Genomic DNA, 22997 nt, shown 5'->3' with positions numbered 1-22997 from the left:
GATCACTTGGCCGCTCCGATCGGAGCCATCTGCGGCATCGCCCAGTAGGCGAACGATGTCACGGCGCCGGTGTACTTCTTGTTGAGCACTGTCACGGTGTTCGTGCTGAGCAGCGGGACTGTCGCCGAAGCCTGCTCGAACGTCGTCTGCGCCTTGATGAACAGCTCGGCGCGCTTGTCACCGTCGAACGTCTCCCGAGCGGTGTTCAAGGCATCCGTCACGGCCGGGTCATCAAGGTCGGTGTAGTTGTAGAAGGCCTTGGGCAGGTAGACGAAGCCGGCCGGCTCGAGTGGATCCTGCACACCGTTGAACGAGGTGCCGAGCAGGAAGTCGATGCCCTTGCGCTTGGTGGCGTCGTAGCCTGCCTGGCTGTAAACGAGCGGCTGGAGCGACAGGATCTTGATCGTGACGCCCGCCTGCTTGGCCTGCTGCTGGAGCAGCTGGGCCGTCTTGGAGAGGACGGAGTTGCCGGCCGGGATCGCGACGACGAGCTTCTGCCCGTCGTAGTCCGACTGCTCGATGAGCTTCTTGGCTCCCTTGGCATCGAACGCGCGCTCCTTCTCCAGCACGTCGTACGCCTTCTGGTAGGTGGCGCGCTGATCGTTGGGCCAGGTCGTGGGAGTGATCGCGGAGTAGAGGGGCGTTGCGGCGCCCTTGTAGATCACCTTCGCCAAGGCCTTCCGATCCACGATCTTCTGCAACCCCTGCATGAACGTCCGGTCAGCAGTCACGCCGCCCGGGTTCGCCACGTCGAGCTTGAGCGACTGGGTCGACGGGCCGAACACGACCGCGTTGCGGCCATTGGATTTCAGCGACGTGATGGCGTCAGGCGAGACCTCGTAGGCCCCGTCGATCTCGCCGGCGTTCAGAGCCTGCGTCAGCGCCGTCGAGTCAGTCACGAAGGTGAACTTCACCGACGCCGCGTGCGCCTTGTAGGTGTCGTTCCAGTAGTTGTCGTTGCGGCTCATCGTGATGCTGTCGCCGGTCTTCCAGCTGTCCAGCTTGAAGGGTCCGCTGCACATGAGACCGCCTGCTGACGTACCGAATGTCTTGGCGTTCTTCTCGGTGTACGCCTTCTCCACCACGAGTCCGGCGATCGTGCTCATCTCGTTGTTGAAGAGCTCATCCGGCTTGGTGAACGTGACCGTGACCTCCTTGTCGCCGGTGGCCTCGATGGACTTCACGTTGGCGTAGATGAAGCTCACGATCGAGTCGGGCGCCTTGGCCCGGTTGAGGCTGAAGGCGATGTCCTCGGCGGTGACGGGCTTGCCGTCCCAGAACGTCGCGTCCGCGACGAGCGTGTAGACCAGCTTGGTCGGAGTCACCTGCTTGAACGACACGAGGTTCGGGGTGAGCTTGTAGTCGGCGTCGACACGCACCAACGGATCACAGAGGTTGCTGGTGACCTGGCCTCCGCCGTAGGTCGCCGCGTTGCGCGGGTCCAGGGTGTCAGGCTCGCCCGCCGTCAGGTTCCAGGTGAGCTGGTCGATGTCACCCTTGGCCGGCGACATGGTCGACGCGAGGTCTTTCGACACGTCGACGGTCTTGTCGTCGTTGCTGGACCCACCTGAACACGCTGCGACGAGCAGGAGCGACACCCCGGCGGCTGCTGCGGCGCACCGTCGGCGACCTCTCACGAACCTCTGCGACTGCAACATTCAAACTCCTCCAAAAGGGGTGCCGGGCCGGGTGACCCGCATCACGTAGAAGCGAATTTATAGCAAGCACTATGGATCCAACAAGGGTTCTGAGAATATTTCTCGCGATCGTAACAATCATCAGGCTTCCTGTTACATCTTCGACCTCTTTTCCTGTCATTCCGGGGTGGTCTCGCAATCGTTGGTCTAACACGGTGCCCCACCGATGACTCGTTTGCGCTGGCACTGGTCAGCCAAACGATTCATTTGTATAGTGCGCACTACACACCCAATGGAGGATCCAGATGCCGACGCTTGTCTCACCCTCGCAGCTCGACTCGCTGTTCACGCCGCAGCACGTGGCCGTGATCGGAGCGTCGGCCAAGCGGGACGACGCCGGAGGGAATCAGGCGATCCGCAACCTCCAGAGCTCTGGATTCGGCGGCAGGATCAGCGTCGTCAATCCATCGGGCGGCACCATCGAGGGACTGATGGCCCACACCGCCATCGCCGAGCTGGTCGATCGGCAGGTGGGCGTGGCACTGGTCGCGCTTCCGGCACAAGCAGTGCTTCAGGCGCTGCGCGAGCTCGACTCGATCGGCTGTCCTGCGGCTGTGGTGCCGAGTGCCGGACTGTCAGCTGAACACATCGCTTCGATCCGCGAGTTCACCGCCAGCTCCGGAATGCTCGTCCACGGGCCCAACTGCATGGGCCTCATCAACGTGTCCGACCGCATCCCCTTGTGGATCGACGAAGGCATCCTCATGGACCTGCCCGCGGGCGACATCTCGCTGGTCACCCAGTCCGGGTCAGCAGCGATCTTCGTCGCGCGATCGGCCGCGCCCTCGGGCTTCTCCAAGATCATCTCGACCGGCAACGAGCTGGGGACCACCACCGCCGACTACATCTCGTGGCTGGCCCACGATCCACAGACCGCCGTGATCGGGCTGGTCATCGAGTCGATCCAGGATGCCGAGGCGTTCACCACGGCAGTGCGTACGGCCCGCTCGGCCGGCAAGCCCGTGGTCGCCCTCAAGGTGGGCCGCACCGCCCTCGGCGGTCTGGCCACCACGGCTCACACCGGCGCCGTGCTGTCACGAGATGCCGCGTACACGAGTCTTTTCGAGGCGATCGACGTGCCTCTGGTCGACGACTACGACGAGCTCGCCAGCACGCTGCAGTGCCTGTCGATGCTTGGGGACCGCACGGTCGCGGGCACCCGTGTCGGGGTCGTCACGATCTCGGGTGGGCAGGCGGCAATGACGGCCGACCTCGCCGACGGGCTTGGGATTGCACTCCCGCAGTTCGCCGACGCCACGCAGGGCCTGCTCGAAGGACTCCTCCCGGACATGCCCGTCCACAATCCTCTCGATGCCGGGGGCAGTGTGGTCGCGGGCGATGACGCCTACGACAAGTCCCTGCTTGCGCTGGCTGCCGACGACGGCATCGATGCCGTCCTGGTCGTGCTGGACGCCCAACAGACGCTGAGCATGGCGGAGCTCGAGTTCGAGGACTGCTACATATCTGCGGTACGCGCCGCCGCCGCGCAGCACCCGAACCGGCCTTTCGTCATTGCCTCGAGCTCGTCGGTCAGCATCCACGAACGCACGCTGGAGCTCGCCGGACCGGACCTCCCGGTGATCCGCGGAATCCGCAACGCACTCGTCGCATTGCGGGGTGCAGCGGCCAACAGCGCGGCGATCATCAGGCCTCCCCACCGGCAGGGTGACCTCCCGAGTGCCACCACGGTCACTGACCTTCGCGACCGCATCCTGCGGGCCGAGAGCCTCGCCCCCACCCTGCGTGATGAGGTGCTCGCGGCATACGGCATACCTACTGTCGCCTCGGGCACTGTGGCCAGCGCGGACGAGGCCATCGTGTGGGCACGCGCGCACCGTTTTCCCATCGTCCTCAAGATCGCGTCGCCCGACATCGCGCACCGGTCGGACGTCGGCGGAGTCGTGCTCGACATCCGAACCGAAGCAGAACTGCAGCGGGCAGCCGAGCAGATCTTGGCCAACGTACGTCTTGAGGCTCCTGGTGCGAGAGTTGCCGGATTCGAGGTCCAGGAGCAGGTCGGGGCCGCCTTCGAGGCTTTCGCCGGCTACGTGGCCGATCCCCGCCTCGGCGCGACGATCGGACTCGGGATGGGCGGGACACTCGTCGAGCTGATCGGCGACGCAGCAGAGGCGCTGGCGCCGATCGACCCGATGCGGGCTGCCCGGCTGCTGTCGACCACTCGGCTCGGCACCCTGCTCAGGGGATATCGGAACCTCGCGCCCGACACCTCCGGCGAACCGTTCACCGAGCTCGTCTCGCGGCTCTCATGGCTCGCCTACGACCTGGGCGACCTCGTGAAGGAGGCCGACCTCAACCCCGTCCTGATCGAGCACGGCAGCGGCCGCGTCATCGTGGTGGACTCGCTGCTCGTGAAGTCTGCTGACACCGCCTAGGAGGAGAGTGATTCCTTGAGGCTCAGCGACCGCATCGCCGCATCGATGACGGCCAGCTGGTCGTCACGGCTCCACAGGTTCGGGTGCTCGACCGTCGAGAGCACGACGCCGTTGACCGTCGCGCGCAGCAGGCTCACGGCCGCTTCCAGCTCATTGGCGGGGACGAGACCCATGAGGTGCGAGCGAAGCAGCCCGCGCATCCGGTACTCCATGACGTCGAAGAAGCGGTCGATACTCGCGTGCTCCCCCCGGTGTGGGATGAGTGCGATGCGTCCCGACTCGTTCGCCACGTCCTCCGGATCCAGGGGCAACAACCACTCCAGCAGGATCTTGAGACGTCCGACGGCGTCCGCACCCTCTTCGAGCTGAGCCAGCTCCTCATCCCAACCGGCGACGAGGTCGTCGACGACTGCAGCGAAGATCTCCGCCCTGCTCGAGAAGAAGTAGGTGACCAGGGTGATGGACCCTCCGAGCTCTTCAGCAAGACTTTTGAGGGTGAGCGCCGAGGTTCCGCCGCGTCCGAGAATCCGGATCGCGGCCTGCGCGATCTCTCTCTTGCGCTCTACGTGATCGACGTGGCGTGCCATGCAAACCCCTTCGTAGTCCCCTCGGATGCGCGAGCATTCGCCCGATCCACGTCCACGATCAACGCGGCCAGACTCAGGCGCGTGCCAACTATAGTAACCGCTACATTCTCCAGTTATAGTGGTCACTACATTTTGATTCTGCCCGATGAGGACGTGACAGTGACGCCATCCACCACCGACATCACCACCGTGTCCTCCTCCTGGGGAGACATCTCGAGCATGCAAGGTCGGGAGTTCACCGGAGGATGGTTCTCGGTCGATGCCGATCGCCTCCAACCGTTCGACTTCGCGACCTACACCGACCAGAACACCGTCGCTCTTGAAGGTTCGAACTTCCCCGATGGCTTGGTCGAGGGCTTCCATCTGCTGAGCCTGCTCGACCACCTCTCCAACCAGATTCTCTACATCGACGATCCGGCGTGGACCGGCTGGAACTACGGTCTGGACCGCGTGCGATTCGTCAGCCCTGTGACGGTGGATGACGTCTTCCGGATCCGCGGCACCGTCTCTGAGGTGATCCCCCGCGGTGATGGCCAGCTGCTGCTCCTGAGCTGTTGGCTCGAGGTGCGCGATCGAGTCAAACCCGCGATGACAGCCGAATGGCGAGTCCTCTGGACACTGGGCGACGGTGACCGCGCATGAACACCGAGATTGTGTGGATGCCTGGCCACGAGCTCGCTGACAAGATTCGTGCGCGGGACATCTCGCCCACGGAGGCCGTCACCGCGGTCCTGGAGCGACTCGAAAAGGTCGAGCCGGCGATCAACGCCTTCGTCACCGTCACCGCTGACGCGGCACTGGCGGGCGCCAAGGTCGCCGAGCAGGCGCTCCTCGACCCCAAAGCCGATCTTGGCCCGCTCCACGGCGTGCCGATCACGGTCAAGGACCTGTGCGACACGGCCAGCGTACGCACGACGTACGGGTCCAAGAGCTTCACCGACCACATCCCTGAACGCGACGCCGTCACCTGGTCCCGCCTCAAGTCGGCCGGTGCCATTCTCATCGGCAAGACGACGACACCGGAGTTCGGCATGCTCGGGGTGACCGACAGCCAGCTGACCGGACGCACCAGCACCCCATGGGCGACGACCCACACGTCGGGCGGCTCCAGCGGCGGGGCGGCGGCATCCGTCGCGTCCGGGGTTGCACCCTTTGCCTGGGGGTCCGACGGCGGCGGGTCGATCCGCGTACCGGCGGCGTGCTGCGGTGTCGTTGGCCTGAAGGCATCGATGGGTCGTTTCCCAGTCCAGACGCCTTGGGAGTCCGTCGGGACGGACGGCCCGCTGACGCGTAACGTCCGCGACGCAGCCCTGCTGATGTCAGTCGCCGTGGGCCCGGACGCCCGGGATCCACTGTCCTTGCCATGGACGTCGGATGACTGGGTTGGCGCCACCATCGGTGCATCGCTCAACGGGATGCGAATTGCCTATTCGCCTGACTTCGGGACGGCCGACGTCGATCACGAGGTACGTCAGATCGTGGAACTGGCGCTCGCAGACCTGCGCTCAGGCGGCGCCGTCGTCGAGCAGGTCGACCTGAACCTGCCTGACCCGGTTTCCTACTTCCAGGCGTTCTGGACACCTGCGTTCGCGGATGAGCTCGGCGACGATCTGCTCTCCGGCGCCGCGGACTCCTCCACCGTGCATCCCATGATGCTGGAGATGGCTCGGCAGGGTCAGCAGCTGGGCGCCCTCGAGTACTACCGAACAACGATGCGAACCCGAGGCGAGATATCGAACGGTTTCGCGGAGGTGTTCGACTCCTTCGACATCCTCGTCACCCCGACCATGCCGGTGACGGCATTTCCCCACCCGGGCCGCGAAGCAGGTCCGACCGAGATCAACGGGAAGCCCGTCAGCCACCCAGCGACAGACTTCCACCGCTTGACCGAACCGCCCAGCCATGCCGGCCTTCCGGCGATCACTGTGCCGTGCGGATTCAGCGCGGAAGGCCTCCCGGTCGGGATCCAGTTCATCGGCCCACGACATGCCGACGCCGCGACCCTCAGAGCTGCCGCCGCGTACGAGTCGCTCACCGAGTGGTCCTTGCGGCGGCCGCCTGTGTAGGGTCAGCGCCCAGTTGCTCTCGAACCGAGAAGCAGGAGGAGCCTTGATGGACATCGTTCTGAAGAACGCGAAGGTCTACACGTCGGACGAACAACAGCCGTGGGCTGACACCATCGCCGTACGTGAAGGGCGCTTCGTGTTCGTCGGGCAGGAATCGGACTGGAGCGACGACGGTTCGTTCACAGTGCACGACATGCTCGGCAGGCTCGTGCTGCCGGGCCTCATCGACTCGCACACCCACCCCTCCCTCGTCGCCGAGAGCCAATGGCACGTGCGACTTCCCTGGACGCACGATGTGGTGGCGCTTCTCGAGTTCATCCGGGCCTTTGGGGAAGCCCACCCGCCCGAGGAGATGCCTTTCCTCTACTTCGAGTACTACCCGAGCACCCTGTTCGGCGGAGGACAACCAACGAAGGAACTGCTCGACGGCGCCATATCCGATCGACCCGTTCTGTGTCAGGACTTCAGCGAGCACTCACACTGGGTGAACTCGAAGATGCTCGAGCTGATGGAGATCACCGCCGCGACTCCCGACCCTGTGCCAGGGCTCGAGATGTTCGCCCGCGACGAGACCGGTGAACCCACCGGACATCTACTCGAAAATGTCCACCATCACTTCATCGAGAGGATGTACGCGCGCCTGGGGTGGCGGCCCCCGACGGGATTGACCGCCGAGGGCATGCGGCCGTTCTTCCAGTTCATGACCGAACATGGCGTGACCGCGCTCTTCGAGGCACTCGTCGCCGACGAAGACACACTGCGCTCGGTTGCCGAGCTCGACGCCGCTGGAGAACTGCACGTCCACTACGAAGGGGCGCCACGATTTCGCACGCTTGACGATCTTCCGGAGGCCATCGAGACAGTTCATCATTATCAGGCCACGTATGGGAATGACCACATCCGGATCCGAACGCTGAAGCTCTTCCTGGACGGAACGAACGAGAGCGGGAACAGCGCACTTCTCAAACCGCAAAGCGACGACCGCTGCGGAGAGAACCACGGCGAGATCCAGATGGACCTCGATGATCTGACGGCGTGCCTGGTGCAGTGCAACAGGTCGGATGTGGACCTGCACATCCACATGGTGGGGGACAGGGCCTTTCGCAACGGGTGCGATGCGGTAGAGACAGCTCGCAAACGGGCCACCGAGGACGGCGACGAGTGGCGGATCCAGGTCACGTTCGCCCACTGCGAACTGGTCGACCCTGCCGACATGAGCCGTCCGGCAGAGCTGGGCATCATCGTGAACTGGACGACGCACTGGTCTGGCGGATACTTCGGCGAGGAGGCCAAGAAGTACCTCGGAGACGAGCGCTGGAACCGCATGTACGCGTTCAACGACATCGCGACGAGTGGCGCCGCGTTGACCTTCTCCAGCGATGTGGTCACCCAGTACGAGCTGAACAGGGGCAACCCGTTCTTCGGCATCCATGTGGCACACAACCGCGTCGATCCTCAGTACCCCCTCGACCCGTCGCGGCACCCCGACAGCGTCCGGCCCGATGCTGCGTCGAAATTGAGCTTGGAACGGTTGATCAAGGGCTACACGATTGACGGCGCGCGGCAGCTCCGGATCGATGATCGGACGGGATCTATCGAACCTGGCAAGATCGCGAACTTCGTCGTCCTCGACGAGGACCTCTTCTCCTCAGATACCGACACGTTTCTGGAAACGAAGCCACAGGTGGTGTTCTTCGAAGGACGCGCAGTCTCGGGTTCGCTCTGACGAGGACCTCCGTCACCCATGGGGATCTGCTGGTCGGCTGCGTCATCAAACGCATCGCAGTGTCGGACCGATCAGAAGCCGATGGGCAGGCCGGCGTAGTTCTCGGCCAGCCCTGCGGCGCCGGCTTCGCTGGAGGTGACCCAACGCAGCTGCGACAGCTGCAGCTGGGCGTCGAACGGGTCGTCGCTGGTGTGCAGCATGGTGGTCATCCACCACGAGAAGTGCGTGCAGCGCCAGACCCGTCGGAGCGCGTCGTCGGAGTACGAGTCGGCGAGGGTCGGGTCCTTCTTGCGCAGCAATGCGGCCAGAGCAGGCGCGAGCATCGCGACATCGGCGACAGCGAGGTTGAGGCCTTTGGCTCCGGTCGGCGGCACGATGTGCGCCGCGTCGCCGGCGAGGAACAGCCGGCCGTGCCGCATCGGCGTCTGCACGAAGCTGCGCATCGGGAGCACGCTCTTCTCGGTGATGGGACCGGGATTGAGCTGCCAACCGTCCTGCCCGTGACCCAGCCGGGTGGCGAGGCCGTCCCAGATGCGCTCGTCGGACCAGTCAGCCACGTCCGTGCCGTTGGGCACCTGCAGGTAGAGGCGGCTGACGGTCGACGAGCGCATCGAGTGCATCGCGAAGCCGTCGGGGTGCCAGGCGTAGATCAGCTCGTCGGTCGAGGGCGCGACATCCGCGAGGATGCCGAGCCACGAGTACGGATAGACCCGCTCCCAGGACTGCTTGACCGAGTCCGGGACCGCTCCACGGCTGGGGCCGAACGAGCCGTCGCAGCCGACCACGACATCGGCGTCGAGGCGTTGCGCCACGCCGTCGACATCGGTGAACGTCACGTACGGGCGCTCGGTGTCGAGGTCATGCAGCGCGGTGTCGGTGACTTCGTAGTGGATCTCCTGCCCTGCGCTGGCGCGGGCGGCGACGAGATCCTTCTGGACCTCGGTCTGCCCGTAGATCCACACGCTGCGGTCGGTCAGGTCGACGAAGTCGATGTGATGCCGCTCTTCTGGCCACTGCAGGTGGATGCCGCGGTGCTCATCGCCCTCGCGTCGCAGCCGCTCACCGAGACCCACCGACTCGAGCAGCTCGACGGTGGAGTGCTCCAGCACACCGGCCCGGATCCGGGACGCGACGTATTCGGCCGACCGGATCTCGACGACGACGGACTCGATGCCGTCCTGGGCAAGGAGGTGGGACAGCAGGAGACCCGCGGGGCCGGCGCCGATGATGGCGACTTCAGTTCGCATGCCGTCAGTCAATGCCCCGTGCCGTCGCCAGACCATCTCGGTCTTCCATCCAGTGGAACTAGACGCCGAGGCTCCGGCCAACGCCTTGCGCCGCCACCTGGAGCGCGGCGACCAGCCTCGCCCGGTCGCGCTTGAGCGTAGGGACCACGATGCCGAGCGCCGCGACGACCTGACCGTTCGACGCCCGGATCGGAACCGCGACGGAGCACGCGCCGAGGCTCATCTCCTCGACCGTCGTGGCATACCCCTCGCGATGCACCCGGCGGAGCTGATCGCGCAGCAGCCCCGGCTGCGTGATCGTGTAGGGAGTGATGCGGGTGAGATCGGACAGCACCGCGGTCTGGACGTCCTCCGGCGCGTACGCCAGGAGCACCTTGCCAACACCCGTGGCGTGCAGCGGCAGGCGCGAGCCGATCTGGCTCACGACGGGCACCGACGCGTGGCCCGAGAGCCGGTCGAGATAGAGCACGTCGAGCTCATCACGCACGGCGAGGTGCACCGTCGCGAGGGTCGCGCCGTAGATGTCGTGCAGGAACGGCGAGGCGACCTGTCGGAGTCCCGACTGGGTCGGCGAGAGCAGCCCGAGGTCCCACAGCCGGCGCCCGATGACGTACTTCCCCGAGCTGCGCCTGACCACGGCACCCCAGTCGACGAGCTCGGAGACAAGTCGATGGGCGGTGGGCAACGACAGACCGGCCCGCCGGGCCATCTCGCTCAGAGTCAGCGCTCGGTGCTCGGGATCGAACGAACCCAGCAATGCCAGCACGCGCGAGGCGACGGTGATCCCGGACTCCGCGCTGTTGCCGGCCACGGCGACCCTTTCGTTCAGTGGAAGACAAGTCTCGCACCACCCACCGCCTCGCGCCTAGCGTGCTCATCGTGACCCAGGCATCCGAGCTGTCCACGCAGGCAGAGGTCAGCGACGAGATCGCTGCCGCCTCCAAGGCGTATGAGGCCGGGGACCGGGGCGACGCCCAGCCGCTGCTCGACTACCCGCCGTACCGGAGCAGCGTCCTGCGGCACCCGACGAAGGACCTGCACCACACCGATCCGGAGACGATCGAGCGCTGGGCGCCGTGCTTCGGCCCGCAGGACGTCAGCCCGCTCGAGGCCGACCTGACGATCCAGCACAGCGGCGAGCCCATCGGCGAGCGGATCACGGTGGCGGGAAGAGTGGTCGACGGCGACGGCCGGCCGGTCGCGCACCAGCTCGTCGAGATCTGGCAGGCCAACGCAGGGGGTCGCTACATCCACAAGCGCGACCAGCACCCCGCGCCGCTCGACCCCAACTTCACCGGCGCCGGCCGGCTGATCACCGCGGCCGACGGCTCGTACTCGTTCCAGACGATCAAGCCCGGGCCGTACCCGTGGAAGAACCACCGCAACGCCTGGCGTCCCGCCCACATCCACTTCTCGCTGTTCGGCACCGACTTCACCCAGCGGCTGGTCACGCAGATGTACTTCCCCGGCGATCCGCTGTTCGCTCTGGACCCGATCTACCAGTCGATCACCGATGCCGATGCCCGGGCGCGACTCGTGGCGACGTACGACCACGACCTCACGACTCCCGAGTGGAGCACGGGCTATCGCTGGGACATCGTGCTGACCGGAAGTCACCGCACGTGGCTGGAGGACGAAGCATGAGCACCTTGATGCCGACGCCCGGCCAGACCGTGGGGCCGTTCTTCCACTACGGCCTGCCGTACGAAGGCGGAGCCGAGCTCGTGCCCGCCGGCCACCCCGATGCGATTCGCCTGCACGGCACCGTGCTCGACGGCGCGGGCGACCCGGTGCCCGACTCGTTGATCGAGATCTGGCAGGCCGATCCCGAGGGACGCATCGTCCAGGCGCCCGGCTCGCTGCACCGCGACGGCTGGACGTTCACGGGCTGGGGCCGCGCCGCCACCGATGCGGCTGGGCGCTACTCCTTCACGACAGTGCTGCCGGGCGCGGCCGAAGGAGACGCACCGTTCTTCGCCGTCACGGTGTTCGCCCGTGGACTGCTTGACCGGCTGTTCTCCCGGGCGTACGTGCCGGAACACCCCGCTCTGCACGATGACGCCCTCCTCACCTCGCTGCCCGAGGATCGACGCGGCACCCTCATCGCGTCCTCCGACGCATCTGGGCTCGTGTTCGACATCCGCCTGCAGGGCGAGGGCGAGACGGTGTTCCTCACGTTTCCCGACAACGGCAGACTGCAGGCATGACTGATCTGTTCTGGCCCGGCAACGAACGCGCCGGTGAGCTGATGTCCGAAGCCACGCTGCTCGAGGCGATGGTGCAGGTGGAGAACGCCTGGCTCGACGCCCTCGTCGTGGCCGGGCTCGCGCCTGCGTTGAGCGACGGCGACCTCACCGGCCTCGTCACCTCCGACGACGTCGACGAGCTTGCCCGCAGCGCCGAGGCGGCGGGCAACCCCGTGCCTGCGCTCGTCGCCCTGCTCCGCTCCCGCACCGGGATCGACAGCGCCACGTGGCTGCATCGCGGCCTGACCAGCCAGGACGTGCTCGACACGGCCCTCATGCTCGCCCTGCGTGGCGTCCTCGACCGGCTGCTGGACGAGCTGCGCTCGCAGGTCATCGCGGCGTCGATCCTCGCCGAGCGCCACGTGTCGACGCCGATGGTCGGCCGTACGCTCACCCAGCACGCCGTCCCCACCACGTTCGGCGCGGTGGCCGCCGGCTGGCTCGACGGCATCCTCGACGCGGCCGACCTCGTCGTCGACGCCCGCGCGCTCCTGCCGGTGCAGCTCGGCGGTGCTGTCGGCACCCTCTCGGCAGCGACCGAGCTCGCAGCACTGCGTGGGCTCGACGACCCGCAGTCCGTCGCCGCAGAGCTCGTCACGATCACCGCAGAGGCTCTGGGTCTGCGCGAGCTGCGGCCCTGGCACACGTCGCGTGGTCCGGTCACCCGCACGGCCGACGCCCTGGTGTCGTGCACCGACGCGTGGGGGCACGTGGCCACCGACGTGGCGACGCTGTCGCGCACCGAGATCGCGGAGCTGGCCGAGCCCAGCGTCGAGGGCCGCGGCGGGTCGTCGACCATGCCGCACAAGCACAACCCCGTCCTCTCCGTGCTCGTCCGTCGCGCGGCCCTGGCCGCCCCGGCCCTCGCGTCGACCCTCCACACGTCGTCGGCCATCGCCGGTGACCAGCGGCCCGACGGCGCTTGGCACGCCGAGTGGTCGACGCTGCACACCCTCGGCCGCCGCACCGCGGTCGCCGGGTCGCAGACGACCGAGCTGCTCCAGGGCCTGCACGTCGATGCCGAACGCATGCGCGCCACGCTCGACCGCTCCGCCGACGACGTGCTCGCCGAACGACGCAGCATCGCCGACCTCCTCGACGCGAAGGCCGATCCCGACCCCACGACATACCTCGGCATCGCCGAGGACCTCGTCGCCGGCGCCGTCGAACGCGCCCGCATCTTCCTCGAGGAGAACGCATGACCGTCCCCCAGGTCACCGCCGTGCGTCTCGGCGGATCACCGGCCCTTCCGCTGCTCGTGCTCGGCCCGTCGCTCGGAACCTCCGCGCGTACGCTCTGGACGCGATGTGCGCCTGAGCTGGCCAAGAGCTTCGAGGTGCTCGCCTGGGACCTGCCCGGGCACGGCACCAACGTGGCCGCGGCCAAGCCGTTCACGGTCGCCGAGCTTGCTGCCGGGGTGCTCGCGATGGTCGACGACATGCTCGCCGAACGCGGCGAGCAGGGCACGACGTTCGCGTACGCGGGCGACTCGGTCGGCGGCGCCGTGGGGCTGCAGCTGATGCTCGACGCGCCGGATCGCGTCGACACCGCAGTGGTGCTGTGCACCGGCGCCAAGATCGGCGAGCCCGAGGGGTGGCACGAGCGCGCCGCGACCGTACGCGCGTCCGGCACTCCGGCGGTGCTCGAACGCTCCGCCGCGAACTGGTTCGCCCCGGGCTTCCTCGAGCGCGAACCCGAAACAGGAGCCGCGCTGTTCCATGCCTTGCAGGACGCGGACCGGGAGGGCTACGCGCTGGTCTGCGAGGCGCTCGCGACGTTCGACGTACGGCCCCGCCTGCACGAGATCACGACACCGGTCCTCGCGGTCGCGGGCGCGGACGACATACCGGCGCCACCGGCAGGCCTCGAGGAGATAGCCATCGGTGTGAAGAACGGGCGGCTCGTCGTGCTGGACGGCGTCGGGCATCTTGCTCCCGCCGAGAGTCCCGAAGAGGTCGCCCGCCTCATCCGCGAGCACGCCACGGGAGAACCACCGGACGATCCGTCGCCGACCGTCGCCGAGGTGCGCGAGGCCGGCATGACCGTGCGCCGCGAGGTGCTCGGCGACGCGCACGTCGACCGCGCGATCGCCAGCACGACCGAGCTCACCGCCGACTTCCAGGACTTCATCACGCAGTACGCCTGGGGATCGGTCTGGACCCGTCCCGGCCTCGACCGGCGCAGCCGTTCCCTCATCACGCTCACCGCACTCGTGGCGCGCGGCCATCACGAAGAGCTCGCGATGCACCTCCGCGCCGCCCGCACCAACGGACTCACGAACGACGAGATCAAGGAGCTGCTCCTGCAGACCGCGATCTACTGCGGCGTCCCCGACGCCAACACCGCCTTCCGCATCGCCCAGGACGTCCTGGCCGAGATCGATCAGGAGAGCTGATGCCCAGCGCCCACCTCTATGCCGCGACCCGTACGCCCTTCGGCCGGTTCGGCGGTGCGCTGTCGGGCGTACGCCCTGACGACCTGGCCGCGACCGCGCTGTCGGGTGTGCTGGCGAAGGCGCCGGGGCTGGATCCGGCCGCGATCGGCGACGTGGTCTGGGGCAATGCCAACGGCGCGGGTGAGGACAACCGCAACGTCGGGCGCATGGCCGTGCTGCTGGCGGGGTTGCCGTCCAGCGTCCCGGCGACGACGGTCAACCGGCTCTGCGGTTCGAGCCTGGACGCGGCGATGATGGCCTCACGGACGATCGAGACCGGCGATGCTCACGTGGTCGTCGCGGGTGGGGTCGAGTCGATGACCCGGGCCCCGTGGGTGCTGCCCAAGCCGTCGCGTGGGTTCCCCGCCGGCGACATGGCGGCGGTCTCGACGACGCTGGGCTGGCGCCTGGTCAACGAGCGGATGCCGAAGGAGTGGACGGTCTCGCTCGGAGAGTGCAACGAGCAGCTGCAGGACAGGTTCGGCATCAGCCGCGCGCGGCAAGACGCATTCGCCGCCCGGTCACACGAGCTCGCGGCAGCCGCATGGGCCGCCGGGTTCTACGACGACCTCGTCACCCCTGTCGAGGGAGCTGAGCTGACGCGCGACGAGTCGATCCGCGAAGGCACCACGCCCGAGAAGCTGGCCGGCCTGAAGACCGCGTTCCGCCCCGACGGCACCATCACCGCAGGCAACGCCTCCCCCCTCAACGACGGAGCATCGGCGCTGCTGATCGGCTCGGCCGAGGCCGCGGGCTCGATCGGCATCAACCCGGTCGCGCGCATCGCCGGTCGCGGCGTGCATGCGCTCGACCCGCAGTACTTCGGCTTCGCCCCGGTCGAGGCCGCCAACGCGGCGCTGGCGCGGGCGGGCATCAGGTGGTCCGACGTCGGCGCTGTCGAGCTCAACGAGGCGTTCGCCGTGCAGTCGCTGGCCTGCGTCGACGCGTGGAAGGTCGATCCGGACATCGTCAACACCAAGGGCGGCGCGATCGCGATCGGCCACCCCCTCGGCGCGTCGGGCGCCCGCATCCTCGGCACCCTCGCCAAGCGACTCACCGAGTCCGGCGAGCGCTGGGGTGTCGCGGCGATCTGCATCGGCGTCGGCCAGGCGCTCGCCGTGGTGCTCGAGAACGAGTCGAGCCGATGACCCTGATCGCCCAGACCGCCCTCGAGGCCGTCGAGGGCATCAAGGACGGGTCGACGGTGCTGGTCGGCGGGTTCGGCATGGCCGGCATGCCGGTCGCCCTGATCGACGCGCTGATCGAGCAGGGCGCCACGGACCTCGAGGTGGTCAGCAACAACGCGGGCAACGGCGACACCGGGCTTGCTGCCCTGCTCGCTGCCGGCCGGGTCCGCAAGGTCATCTGCTCGTTCCCGCGCCAGTCCGACTCGTACGTCTTCGACGACCTCTACCGGGCCGGGAAGATCGAGCTCGAAGTCGTGCCGCAAGGCAACCTCGCCGAACGGATGCGCGCCGCCGGCGCCGGGATCGGTGCGTTCTTCTGCCCCACCGGCGTCGGCACGCCGCTCGCGGAGGGCAAGGAGACCCGTACGATCGACGGCCGCGACTACGTCCTCGAGCTGCCCATCCACGGCGACGTCGCCCTCATCGGCGCCCACGCCGGCGACCCCATGGGCAACCTCGTCTACCGCAAGACCGCCCGCAACTTCGGACCCGTCATGGCCACCGCCGCTGCCACGACGATCGCCCAGGTAAGCCACATCGTCGCCCTCGGCGACCTCGACCCCGAAGTCGTGGTCACCCCCGGCATCTTCGTCGACCGCATCGTCCACGTCGCACAGGAGACACCATGACCATCACCGTGACCCTCGACCGCACCATCGAGCACCTCGACCGCGGACCGCTGACCCGCGACGAGATGGCACAAGCCGTCGCCCGCGACATCCCCGACGGCTCCTTCGTCAACCTCGGCATCGGCCAACCCACCCAGGTCGGCGACCACCTCTCCCCCGACTCCGGCATCGTCCTGCACACCGAGAACGGCATGCTCGGCATGGGCCCAGCAGCCACCGGCGACGACATCGACACCGACCTGACCAACGCCGGCAAGGTCCCGGTCACCGAGCTGCCCGGCGCGTCGTACTTCCACCACGCCGACTCCTTCGCCATGATGCGCGGCGGACACCTCGACGTCTGCGTCCTCGGCGCCTTCCAGGTCTCCGAACGCGGCGACCTCGCCAACTGGCACACCGGCGCCCCCGACGCGATCCCCGCCGTGGGCGGAGCCATGGACCTCGCCATCGGCGCCAAGGACGTCTTCGTCATGATGAGCCTGTTCGCCAAGGACGGCGCACCCAAGCTCGTACGCAAATGCACCTACCCGCTCACCGGCCTGGCCTGCGTCAGCCGCGTCTACACCGAACACGCCACATTCCTCGTCGGCGGCAGCGGCGTCACCGTCGTCGAGACCTTCGGGACCACGGTCGACGAGCTGGCCGGGCGGCTCGACCTCGAGCTGGGACTGATCGGGTCCTGACCCTGCGACTGCTGAGCCGCGAGCATGGCCTGCGCCTTCGCCGGCTGGCACATCAGCCCGCCGCTGCTTCCCAGGCGAACCCGTCGGGGTCGTTGAACGATCCCGCGTCGCCGCCGATCTGGAGCCGATGCGATCCGCTGCCCTCGGGTGCGACGCCCGCGTCCTTGGCCAGGGCCCGCCGCCCGTACAGGGCCACCTTGATGGGGCTGGTCTCGAGCTCGACGTACTTGCTGCCGAAGCTCTTGCCCACCGTCAGGCCCTTGCCGACATAGAACGCCTTGGTCGCCTTGACGTCGTCGACCCCGAGCAGCAGCACGATGTCGTCGACATCCCGCGAAGCCGGGGCGGAGTCCTTCTTGGCCGAGGAGGCGATCTTCCAGACCGCCCCGTCGGGGGCCTGCACGACCCCGCCGTAGCCCCAGAACGACTTGGCCGCCGGCTTCAGGGCCGTGGCGCCGGCGGCGAGCGCGGCATCGACCAGTGCGTTGACGTTGGCGGGCTGGGACACCACCAGGGACATCGTGAAGCCCCGGAACCCGTCGGTCGGGGCATCCGAAGCGCGTACGCGCACCCGTGAGCCGAGCGCGAAGGCGGTGTCGTAGAAGGCGGCGGACGCGGGGTCGGCCGATTCGAGCGTGATGTGATCGATGGTTGTCATGCGATTCACGCTAGGTGCGCGCTCGTCGACGGCGCTTCTCGATTCGTGACCGTCTGGGACTCAGGGCGCCTCGGCGAGCACCCATCCTGAGGGAAGCCCGGCGTCGAGGATGCGGACTCCGTGGCGTACGACTGCTCCGGCGACCTCCGCCGTCGACGCCGTGCCACCCAGGTCCGGCGTGCGAATACCCTCGGCCAGAGTGGCCTCGATGCTCTCGACCAGCACCCGGGCAGCGATGTCCTCACCGAGGTGTTCGAGCATCATGGCCGCGGACCAGATCTGGCCGATGGGGTTGGCGATGCCCTGGCCCGCGATGTCGGGCGCTGACCCGTGAACGGGTTCGAACATCGAGGGATGCCGTCGAGGCGGGTTCAGGTTGGCACTCGGTGCCACGCCGATCGAACCGGCCGCTGCGGCCGCGAGGTCCGAGAGGATGTCGCCGAACAGGTTGGAGGCGACGACCACATCGATCGATTCGGGCTTGAGGACCATGCGAGCTGCAAGGGCGTCGATCAGGACACTCTCCACCACCACGCCGGGAGTGGCGTCCACGCAGCTCTGCACGACTTCGTCCCAGAACGGCATCGTGTGGATGATCCCGTTGGACTTCGTCGCGGAGATGAGCCGCCCCTGACGTCGTTGGGCGAGCTCGGCCGCGTACGTGGCCACCCGCTCGACACCTGTCCGGGTGAAGATCGACTCCTGCACCGCCATCTCCTCCGGCTGCGCGCGATACAGCCGTCCGCCGACCTCGGAGTACTCCCCCTCGACGTTCTCCCGGACGACCATGATGTCGAGGTGGCTCACACCGGCGAGTGGCGACACGACACCCGGTAGCAGCCGGACCGGTCGCAGATTGACGTACTGCTCGAAGTCCCTGCGGATCGGGATCAGCAATCCCCACAGGGTCACGTCGTCGGGAATGTCGACGTCGCCGACGGCGCCCAGCAGGATCGCGTCGCCCGTGGCCATCTGGTCGAGGCCGTCGACCGGCATCATCCGGCCGTGCTTGCGGAAGTGGTCCGAGCCCCACTCGCGGGGCCGCCAGCTCATCGTGAAGCCCAGAGATGGCGCTAGCGCGTCGACGCAGGAGACAGCGGCCGCCATGACTTCGGGGCCGATGCCATCGCCTGCGATCACGTCGACCGTATGCGCGCGCCCTGTCATGACCGGACCGGGATCGAGATGTACTTGATCTCGAGGAACTCGTCGATCCCGACGCGTCCGCCTTCGCGGCCGAGGCCCGACTGCTTGACCCCGCCGAACGGTGCGGATGGGCTCGAGACGACGCCAGAGTTGATGCCGACCATGCCCACCTCGAGTCGCTCGGCGACGTCGAGGGCGTTGTCGATGTCCTGCGTCATGACGTATCCCACCAGGCCCCACTCGGTGTCGTTTGCCCGGTCGATCACGTCGTCGAGGTCCGTGAATGTCTGGATCGCCGCAACCGGACCGAAGATCTCGGTGGAGGTCATCGCGCTGTCGGGGTGGGTGTTGAGCAGCACGGTCGGCTGGACGAAGTAGCCCGGCCGATCAGGGCTGTCGCCGCCCACGAGCACCGATGCGCCCCGATCGACGGCATCGGCGATCAGCGTACGAACCTTCTGCCGGCTGGCCTCGTCGATCAGCGGACCGACATCGACCCCATCCCGTGTGCCGTCGCCGACGATCAGCGCGCCCATGCGTTGTGCGAGTCGGGCGGAGAACTCCTCAGCCACCGCCGTGTGGACGAAGAACCGGTTGGCTGCCGTGCAGGCCTCGCCCATGTTGCGCATCTTCGCCTGGAACGCTGCCTCCACGGCCCGGTCGAGGTCGGCGTCCTCGAGCACGAGGAACGGCGCGTTGCCTCCCAGCTCCATCGACGTCCGCAGGACACCTTCGGCGGCCTGTGCCAGGAGGTGCTTGCCGACCGCCGTGGAGCCCGTGAAGGAAAGCTTGCGGATGACACCGCTGTCGAGGATCACCTTGACGACCTCGGCCGACTGGCTGGTCGGCAGCACGCTGAGCACGCCCTCGGGCAGTCCGGCTTCGGTGAGGATCTGCGCGAGCGCCAGCGACGAGAGCGGCGTCTGCGGCGCCGGCTTCAAGATGCTGACGCAACCGGCAGCGATCGCCGGGCCGATCTTGCGGGCACCCATGGCCAGCGGAAAGTTCCACGGGATGATCAGCAGGCACGGGCCGACCGGCTGCCTGACCTGAAGGTTGCGAGCGGCACCGTCCGGGCGGTGGCTGTATCCGCCATCGACGCGCACGGCCTCCTCGGCGAACCAGCGGAAGAACTCCGCGGCGTACGCAACCTCGCCACGGGCCTCGGCGAGCGTCTTGCCCATCTCGAGCGTCATCACGTGCGCGAGGTGCTCGGTCCGCTCGACCATCAGGTCGTACGCGCGGTAGAGGATCTCGGACCGCACGCGCGCGGGGGTGCGTCCCCACGACCGCTGAGCGAGCCGCGCGGCCTCGACCGCGACCCGCGCATCGTTCTCGTCAGCGTCGGCGACCTCGGTCAGCTCGGTTCCGGTGGCCGGATTGACCACCGGCATCCGGCGACCGCCGGTGGCGGGTGTCCAGGTCCCGGCGAGGAACAGGTCCCGCGGAACCTCGGCCAGCACGTCGGCCGTGTCGAGCGAGTTGGCGGGCGGGGCGAGCTGGGTCTGGGTCATGATGTCGTCCTTCTCGTGAGGTAGGCGTCCAACGCCTGGGCGATCGTGGTGGCGATCAGGTCGAGCTCGTCCTCGGTCGTGACGAACGGCGGGCAGATCTGCAGCGTGTTGTCGTGGATGACGCGGATCAGGACGCCGGCATCCGTGCAAGCCTCCGCAATCGAGTCGCCGACCACGCCGTCGTGCAGGTGGATGCCCGCCATGAAGCCGGCACCCGCCCGCACCTCCTCGACCAGCTCGTGGTCCGTGAGCGGCGCGACGACCTTCTCCAGGACGTTCTCCAGCCATGCCGCGCGCTCGACCAGCTGCTCCTCCTCGATCACGTCGAGGTTGGCGAGCGCGACCGCGCACGCGGTGGCGTGGCCGGAGTAGGTCAGGCCATGGCGGAACATCGGCGCGTCCGCGCCCTCGAAGAACCGATCAGCCACCTGCGGGGCCACCAGGACGCCACCGAGCGGCGCATAGCCCGACGTGACGCCTTTGGCCATCGTGACCAGGTCCGGGCGGATGCCCCAGCGCTGGGACGCGAACTGCCGACCCGTGCGGCCGAAGCCGGTGATGACCTCGTCGGCGATCAGGAGGATGTCGTGACGACGGCAGAGCTCCTCGAGCCCCTCGAGGTAGCCCTCGGCCGGACCGATCACCCCGCCCGTCCCGATGACGGGCTCGGCGATGATCGCCGCGATGTTGTCGGGTCCGAGCTCGGTCACCGACCGGCGTACTGCGTCGATGTCGTTCGTGGAGATCCGGGCCGTCTCCGGGATCAACGATGGCGTGCCATAGCCATCGCGGTTGTACTGCAGCCCGGCCACGCTCGTGCCGAAGGCATGCAGGCCGTGGTAGCCGCCGTCGCGGCTGAGGATGATCTTCTTGTCGGCTCGACCCTCGAGCTGCCAGTGGCGCCGCGCCAGCTTGCAGGCGAGGTCGACCGAGTCCGATCCCCCGCTGGTCAGCATGACCTTGGCGCCCGGAATCGGTCCCATCTCAGCCAGCCGATCGGCCAGCTCGAGCGCCGGCTCGTTCGAGAAGCGCCCGAACGTGTGATAGGTCTCCAGCTTCACCATCTGGTCGTACGCAGCACGGGCCAGGCGCTCGCGACCGTGGCCGATGTTGGCGTGCCACAGGCTGGCCGTGGCATCCAGCAGCCTGTCACCCGTCGACGTCTCGAGCCACGCGCCCTGGCCTCCGGTGATCACGAGGCGCTTGGCGCGGGCAGTGGGCATGTGCGCCTGCGGGTTCCAGAGCGCTGCACCCGGCTTGGCGGCGGTAACGATCGTCATGTGTTCAACTGTAGAACAGTTGAACTGTAGCGCGCAAGAGCTCGTGAGCGGCTATTCTTCTCGGTATGTCAGCACTCGAGGGCCTCATCGTGACCCGGTCGACCGCCGCGCAGCAGGTGGCCGCCGGGCTCGCTTCGCGGATCGTCGCCGGCGCCTTCGCCCCGGGATCTCGCTTGCGCGAGAGTGCCATCGCCACCGAGCTCGGCGTGGCTCGCAACACGGTGCGCGAGGCCGTCCGCATCCTCGAGCTCAGCGGTCTCGTGCGACACGAGGTCAACCGTGGCGCCGTCGTCATCTCCCCGACCCCCGAGAAGGTGGAGGAGCTCTACGCCGCTCGCGAACGCCTCGAGACCGCTGCGGTGTCCCGCGCTGCCGAGGCGCCGGAGCTCGACGCGCTGCGCAAGGCGTACGAGGACCTCGTCGACGCCGCCGCCTCGCACGACGTGCTCCGCATCGTCGACGTGGATCTCACCTTTCACGCGACCATCGTCTCGATGCTGCACAGCAGCCGGATCGACGAGTTCTATGCCGGCCTGCTGGTCGAGCTTCGCTTCTACCTGACGGTGCTGTCGCTCGAGGATCGGGAGTTCGAGCACCCGGACGACATCCTCACCGAGCACCGGGAGATCCTCGAGGCCATCGAGTCGGGCGACCCCGCCGCCGCCGCTCAGCACGTCCGAAGCCACATCGAGCGCAACGGCAAGCGCGTCCTCGAGATCCTGCACGGCCGCGACTGACTGCTTCGCCGGCCGTGCAGGGACGAGCCGACCCCGAGTGCCTGACTACAGGCCGAGGTGCTTGTTGACCTCGTCAAGCGACTGCATCGCGACGTAGTCGTAGCCCTCGGTGACGGGGTCGTAGCCACGGTCCAGCAGCACCAGGTTCCGGAACCCCATGTCGTGCATCGGCATGGGGTCGTACCGCGTGTGCGACGAGATGTGCAGGAAGTCCTCCGGCGACGCGTTCAGGGTGTCCAGCATGTACTCGAAGGCCTGGTAGCGCGGCTTGTAGGCCTGGGCCTGCTCGGCGGTCAGCACCGCGTGGAACTCAGCGCCGAGCTTGGGCATGCTGATCTCCAGGAAGCTGTCGTCCGCATTGGACAGAGCCACCAGCGGGTAGTTCTCACCCATGAGCTTCAGCGGAACCGGTACGTCCTCGTGAGCATCGAAGCTGCGTACAGCATCAGCGAACTCCGCGCCGGCACCTTCGGTCGGCCCGATGCCGAACCGCTTGCACACCCGGTCGAACGAGTCCTGCAGGATCTGCTCATAGGGCTTGTAGTCACCGCACACCTCGTCGTACCGGTAGCCGCGGAACACCTTCTTGAACGTCGGCCACTGCTCTTCGGGCAGACGGCCGGCGAGCAGCCGGCGGGTCGTGGGATCGGTGTCCCAGCTGATGAGCGTGCCGTAGACGTCGAAGGAGATGTACTTCGGTCGGACGTTCGTGGTGGTCATGATGTGCTCCGTTCCTGGTCGTCCTGCATCACGGTTTGATGCAAAGC

21 protein-coding genes and 1 pseudogene are annotated in these 22997 nt (G+C 67.6%); 13 read left to right on the top strand and 9 right to left on the bottom strand.

Going from position 1 to position 22997, the window contains the following annotated elements:
• Positions 1 to 2 precede the first annotated feature (2 nt).
• Positions 3 to 1658 (bottom strand): ABC transporter substrate-binding protein, encoded by a 1656-nt coding sequence (locus BOSE46_RS02455; protein WP_159537934.1) that lies wholly within the window; start codon positions 1656 to 1658, stop codon positions 3 to 5.
• 284 nt (positions 1659 to 1942) lie between these two features.
• On the opposite strand from BOSE46_RS02455, the gene BOSE46_RS02450 reads away from it, so the two are divergent.
• Positions 1943 to 4090, top strand: coding sequence for an acetate--CoA ligase family protein (locus tag BOSE46_RS02450; protein WP_159537932.1), 2148 nt, complete (start codon positions 1943 to 1945; stop codon positions 4088 to 4090).
• On the opposite strand, the gene BOSE46_RS02445 is transcribed toward BOSE46_RS02450, so the two are convergent.
• Positions 4087 to 4677 carry a TetR/AcrR family transcriptional regulator gene (locus BOSE46_RS02445; protein ID WP_159537930.1) on the bottom strand — a complete coding sequence of 197 codons (591 nt, stop codon included), beginning with the start codon at positions 4675 to 4677 and terminating at the stop codon, positions 4087 to 4089. The genes BOSE46_RS02450 and BOSE46_RS02445 overlap by 4 nt on opposite strands.
• Before the next feature lie 81 nt (positions 4678 to 4758).
• On the opposite strand from BOSE46_RS02445, the gene BOSE46_RS02440 reads away from it, so the two are divergent.
• From BOSE46_RS02440 to BOSE46_RS02430, 3 genes are read left to right on the top strand one after another with little or no spacing between them, the layout of a single operon-like run.
• Entirely contained in the window at positions 4759 to 5319 is a 561-nt protein-coding gene (locus tag BOSE46_RS02440) for a hypothetical protein (protein ID WP_159537928.1), read from the top strand.
• A complete protein-coding gene (locus BOSE46_RS02435) occupies positions 5316 to 6743 on the top strand; it encodes an amidase (RefSeq protein ID WP_201299484.1) in 1428 nt (475 codons plus the stop codon). Before BOSE46_RS02440 ends, BOSE46_RS02435 begins: the two co-directional genes overlap by 4 nt.
• A 46-nt stretch (positions 6744 to 6789) precedes the next feature.
• A complete protein-coding gene (locus tag BOSE46_RS02430; protein ID WP_159537926.1) occupies positions 6790 to 8469 on the top strand; it encodes an amidohydrolase in 1680 nt (559 codons plus the stop codon).
• Between the two features lie 71 nt (positions 8470 to 8540).
• Here BOSE46_RS02430 and BOSE46_RS02425 read toward each other — a convergent pair whose 3' ends face one another.
• Positions 8541 to 9716, bottom strand: coding sequence for a 4-hydroxybenzoate 3-monooxygenase (locus BOSE46_RS02425; RefSeq protein WP_159537924.1), 1176 nt, complete (start codon positions 9714 to 9716; stop codon positions 8541 to 8543).
• A 58-nt stretch (positions 9717 to 9774) separates the two neighbouring features.
• Positions 9775 to 10527 (bottom strand): IclR family transcriptional regulator, encoded by a 753-nt coding sequence (locus BOSE46_RS02420; protein ID WP_159537922.1) that lies wholly within the window; start codon positions 10525 to 10527, stop codon positions 9775 to 9777.
• A 68-nt stretch (positions 10528 to 10595) separates the two neighbouring features.
• On the opposite strand from BOSE46_RS02420, the gene pcaH reads away from it, so the two are divergent.
• The 8 genes and pseudogenes from pcaH (at position 10596) to BOSE46_RS02385 (ending at position 16895) form a co-directional block, all read left to right on the top strand.
• Positions 10596 to 11360: a protocatechuate 3,4-dioxygenase subunit beta gene (pcaH, locus tag BOSE46_RS02415; RefSeq protein ID WP_159537920.1), complete on the top strand. Its 765-nt coding sequence runs from the start codon at positions 10596 to 10598 to the stop codon at positions 11358 to 11360.
• The gene (pcaG, locus tag BOSE46_RS02410) at positions 11357 to 11923 is read left to right on the top strand and encodes a protocatechuate 3,4-dioxygenase subunit alpha (protein WP_159537918.1); all 567 of its coding nucleotides are present in this window, start codon (positions 11357 to 11359) and stop codon (positions 11921 to 11923) included. The genes pcaH and pcaG overlap by 4 nt, the downstream gene beginning before the upstream one ends.
• Entirely contained in the window at positions 11920 to 13164 is a 1245-nt protein-coding gene (locus tag BOSE46_RS02405) for a lyase family protein (RefSeq protein WP_159537916.1), read from the top strand. Before pcaG ends, BOSE46_RS02405 begins: the two co-directional genes overlap by 4 nt.
• Positions 13161 to 13913, top strand: a pseudogene (locus tag BOSE46_RS21670) (alpha/beta fold hydrolase); the annotation flags it as partial. The gene BOSE46_RS02405 and the pseudogene BOSE46_RS21670, both read left to right, overlap by 4 nt.
• Positions 13914 to 14000: 87 nt before the next feature.
• Positions 14001 to 14357 (top strand): 4-carboxymuconolactone decarboxylase, encoded by a 357-nt coding sequence (pcaC, locus tag BOSE46_RS21665; protein ID WP_371415501.1) that lies wholly within the window; start codon positions 14001 to 14003, stop codon positions 14355 to 14357.
• Positions 14357 to 15544, top strand: a complete 1188-nt coding sequence (locus BOSE46_RS02395; RefSeq protein WP_159537912.1) for a thiolase family protein — start codon at positions 14357 to 14359, stop codon at positions 15542 to 15544. The genes pcaC and BOSE46_RS02395 overlap by 1 nt, the downstream gene beginning before the upstream one ends.
• The gene (locus BOSE46_RS02390; protein WP_159537910.1) at positions 15541 to 16212 is read left to right on the top strand and encodes a 3-oxoacid CoA-transferase subunit A; all 672 of its coding nucleotides are present in this window, start codon (positions 15541 to 15543) and stop codon (positions 16210 to 16212) included. Before BOSE46_RS02395 ends, BOSE46_RS02390 begins: the two co-directional genes overlap by 4 nt.
• Positions 16209 to 16895 (top strand): 3-oxoacid CoA-transferase subunit B, encoded by a 687-nt coding sequence (locus BOSE46_RS02385; protein ID WP_159537908.1) that lies wholly within the window; start codon positions 16209 to 16211, stop codon positions 16893 to 16895. Before BOSE46_RS02390 ends, BOSE46_RS02385 begins: the two co-directional genes overlap by 4 nt.
• Before the next feature lie 52 nt (positions 16896 to 16947).
• Here BOSE46_RS02385 and BOSE46_RS02380 read toward each other — a convergent pair whose 3' ends face one another.
• Genes BOSE46_RS02380 through BOSE46_RS02365 form a run of 4 tightly spaced genes read right to left on the bottom strand, consistent with a single transcriptional unit; the run spans position 16948 to position 21493 of the window.
• On the bottom strand, positions 16948 to 17553 hold the full coding sequence (locus BOSE46_RS02380) for a glyoxalase (RefSeq protein ID WP_159537906.1): 606 nt from the start codon (positions 17551 to 17553) through the stop codon (positions 16948 to 16950).
• Positions 17554 to 17613: 60 nt separating this feature from the next.
• Positions 17614 to 18720 (bottom strand): tartrate dehydrogenase, encoded by a 1107-nt coding sequence (locus BOSE46_RS02375; protein WP_159537904.1) that lies wholly within the window; start codon positions 18718 to 18720, stop codon positions 17614 to 17616.
• Positions 18717 to 20213, bottom strand: a complete 1497-nt coding sequence (locus tag BOSE46_RS02370) for an NAD-dependent succinate-semialdehyde dehydrogenase (protein WP_159537902.1) — start codon at positions 20211 to 20213, stop codon at positions 18717 to 18719. The genes BOSE46_RS02375 and BOSE46_RS02370 overlap by 4 nt, the downstream gene beginning before the upstream one ends.
• Positions 20210 to 21493 (bottom strand): aspartate aminotransferase family protein, encoded by a 1284-nt coding sequence (locus tag BOSE46_RS02365; protein ID WP_159537900.1) that lies wholly within the window; start codon positions 21491 to 21493, stop codon positions 20210 to 20212. The genes BOSE46_RS02370 and BOSE46_RS02365 overlap by 4 nt, the downstream gene beginning before the upstream one ends.
• Positions 21494 to 21558: 65 nt before the next feature.
• On the opposite strand from BOSE46_RS02365, the gene BOSE46_RS02360 reads away from it, so the two are divergent.
• On the top strand, positions 21559 to 22230 hold the full coding sequence (locus tag BOSE46_RS02360; RefSeq protein ID WP_159537898.1) for a GntR family transcriptional regulator: 672 nt from the start codon (positions 21559 to 21561) through the stop codon (positions 22228 to 22230).
• Positions 22231 to 22275: 45 nt separating this feature from the next.
• Here BOSE46_RS02360 and BOSE46_RS02355 read toward each other — a convergent pair whose 3' ends face one another.
• Positions 22276 to 22950: a haloacid dehalogenase type II gene (locus tag BOSE46_RS02355; RefSeq protein ID WP_159537896.1), complete on the bottom strand. Its 675-nt coding sequence runs from the start codon at positions 22948 to 22950 to the stop codon at positions 22276 to 22278.
• Positions 22951 to 22997: the final 47 nt, after the last annotated feature.

Origin of the sequence: Aeromicrobium sp. 9AM, from assembly GCF_902506105.1 — a bacterium.
In the GTDB taxonomy this organism is placed as follows: Bacteria; Actinomycetota; Actinomycetes; order Propionibacteriales; family Nocardioidaceae; genus Aeromicrobium.
The sequence above is the reverse complement of the archived record's forward strand: the minus strand, read 5'-3'. Positions and strand labels throughout refer to the sequence as shown.

What these genes read in the sequence shown, in the direction of transcription:
- BOSE46_RS02435 (WP_201299484.1), top strand. Translation starts at nt 5,316, where the DNA reads ATGAACACCGAGATTGTGTGGATGCCTGGCCACGAGCTCGCTGACAAG.
- BOSE46_RS02430 (WP_159537926.1), top strand. Translation starts at nt 6,790, where the DNA reads ATGGACATCGTTCTGAAGAACGCGAAGGTCTACACGTCGGACGAACAA.
- BOSE46_RS02450 (WP_159537932.1), top strand. Translation starts at nt 1,943, where the DNA reads ATGCCGACGCTTGTCTCACCCTCGCAGCTCGACTCGCTGTTCACGCCG.
- BOSE46_RS02360 (WP_159537898.1), top strand. Translation starts at nt 21,559, where the DNA reads ATGTCAGCACTCGAGGGCCTCATCGTGACCCGGTCGACCGCCGCGCAG.
- BOSE46_RS02445 (WP_159537930.1), bottom strand. Translation starts at nt 4,677, where the DNA reads ATGGCACGCCACGTCGATCACGTAGAGCGCAAGAGAGAGATCGCGCAG.
- BOSE46_RS02380 (WP_159537906.1), bottom strand. Translation starts at nt 17,553, where the DNA reads ATGACAACCATCGATCACATCACGCTCGAATCGGCCGACCCCGCGTCC.
- BOSE46_RS02395 (WP_159537912.1), top strand. Translation starts at nt 14,357, where the DNA reads ATGCCCAGCGCCCACCTCTATGCCGCGACCCGTACGCCCTTCGGCCGG.
- BOSE46_RS02425 (WP_159537924.1), bottom strand. Translation starts at nt 9,716, where the DNA reads ATGCGAACTGAAGTCGCCATCATCGGCGCCGGCCCCGCGGGTCTCCTG.
- BOSE46_RS02355 (WP_159537896.1), bottom strand. Translation starts at nt 22,950, where the DNA reads ATGACCACCACGAACGTCCGACCGAAGTACATCTCCTTCGACGTCTAC.
- BOSE46_RS02390 (WP_159537910.1), top strand. Translation starts at nt 15,541, where the DNA reads ATGACCCTGATCGCCCAGACCGCCCTCGAGGCCGTCGAGGGCATCAAG.
- BOSE46_RS02385 (WP_159537908.1), top strand. Translation starts at nt 16,209, where the DNA reads ATGACCATCACCGTGACCCTCGACCGCACCATCGAGCACCTCGACCGC.
- pcaC (WP_371415501.1), top strand. Translation starts at nt 14,001, where the DNA reads ATGACCGTGCGCCGCGAGGTGCTCGGCGACGCGCACGTCGACCGCGCG.
- BOSE46_RS02365 (WP_159537900.1), bottom strand. Translation starts at nt 21,493, where the DNA reads ATGACGATCGTTACCGCCGCCAAGCCGGGTGCAGCGCTCTGGAACCCG.
- BOSE46_RS02370 (WP_159537902.1), bottom strand. Translation starts at nt 20,213, where the DNA reads ATGACCCAGACCCAGCTCGCCCCGCCCGCCAACTCGCTCGACACGGCC.
- BOSE46_RS02375 (WP_159537904.1), bottom strand. Translation starts at nt 18,720, where the DNA reads ATGACAGGGCGCGCGCATACGGTCGACGTGATCGCAGGCGATGGCATC.
- BOSE46_RS02455 (WP_159537934.1), bottom strand. Translation starts at nt 1,658, where the DNA reads ATGTTGCAGTCGCAGAGGTTCGTGAGAGGTCGCCGACGGTGCGCCGCA.
- pcaG (WP_159537918.1), top strand. Translation starts at nt 11,357, where the DNA reads ATGAGCACCTTGATGCCGACGCCCGGCCAGACCGTGGGGCCGTTCTTC.
- BOSE46_RS02405 (WP_159537916.1), top strand. Translation starts at nt 11,920, where the DNA reads ATGACTGATCTGTTCTGGCCCGGCAACGAACGCGCCGGTGAGCTGATG.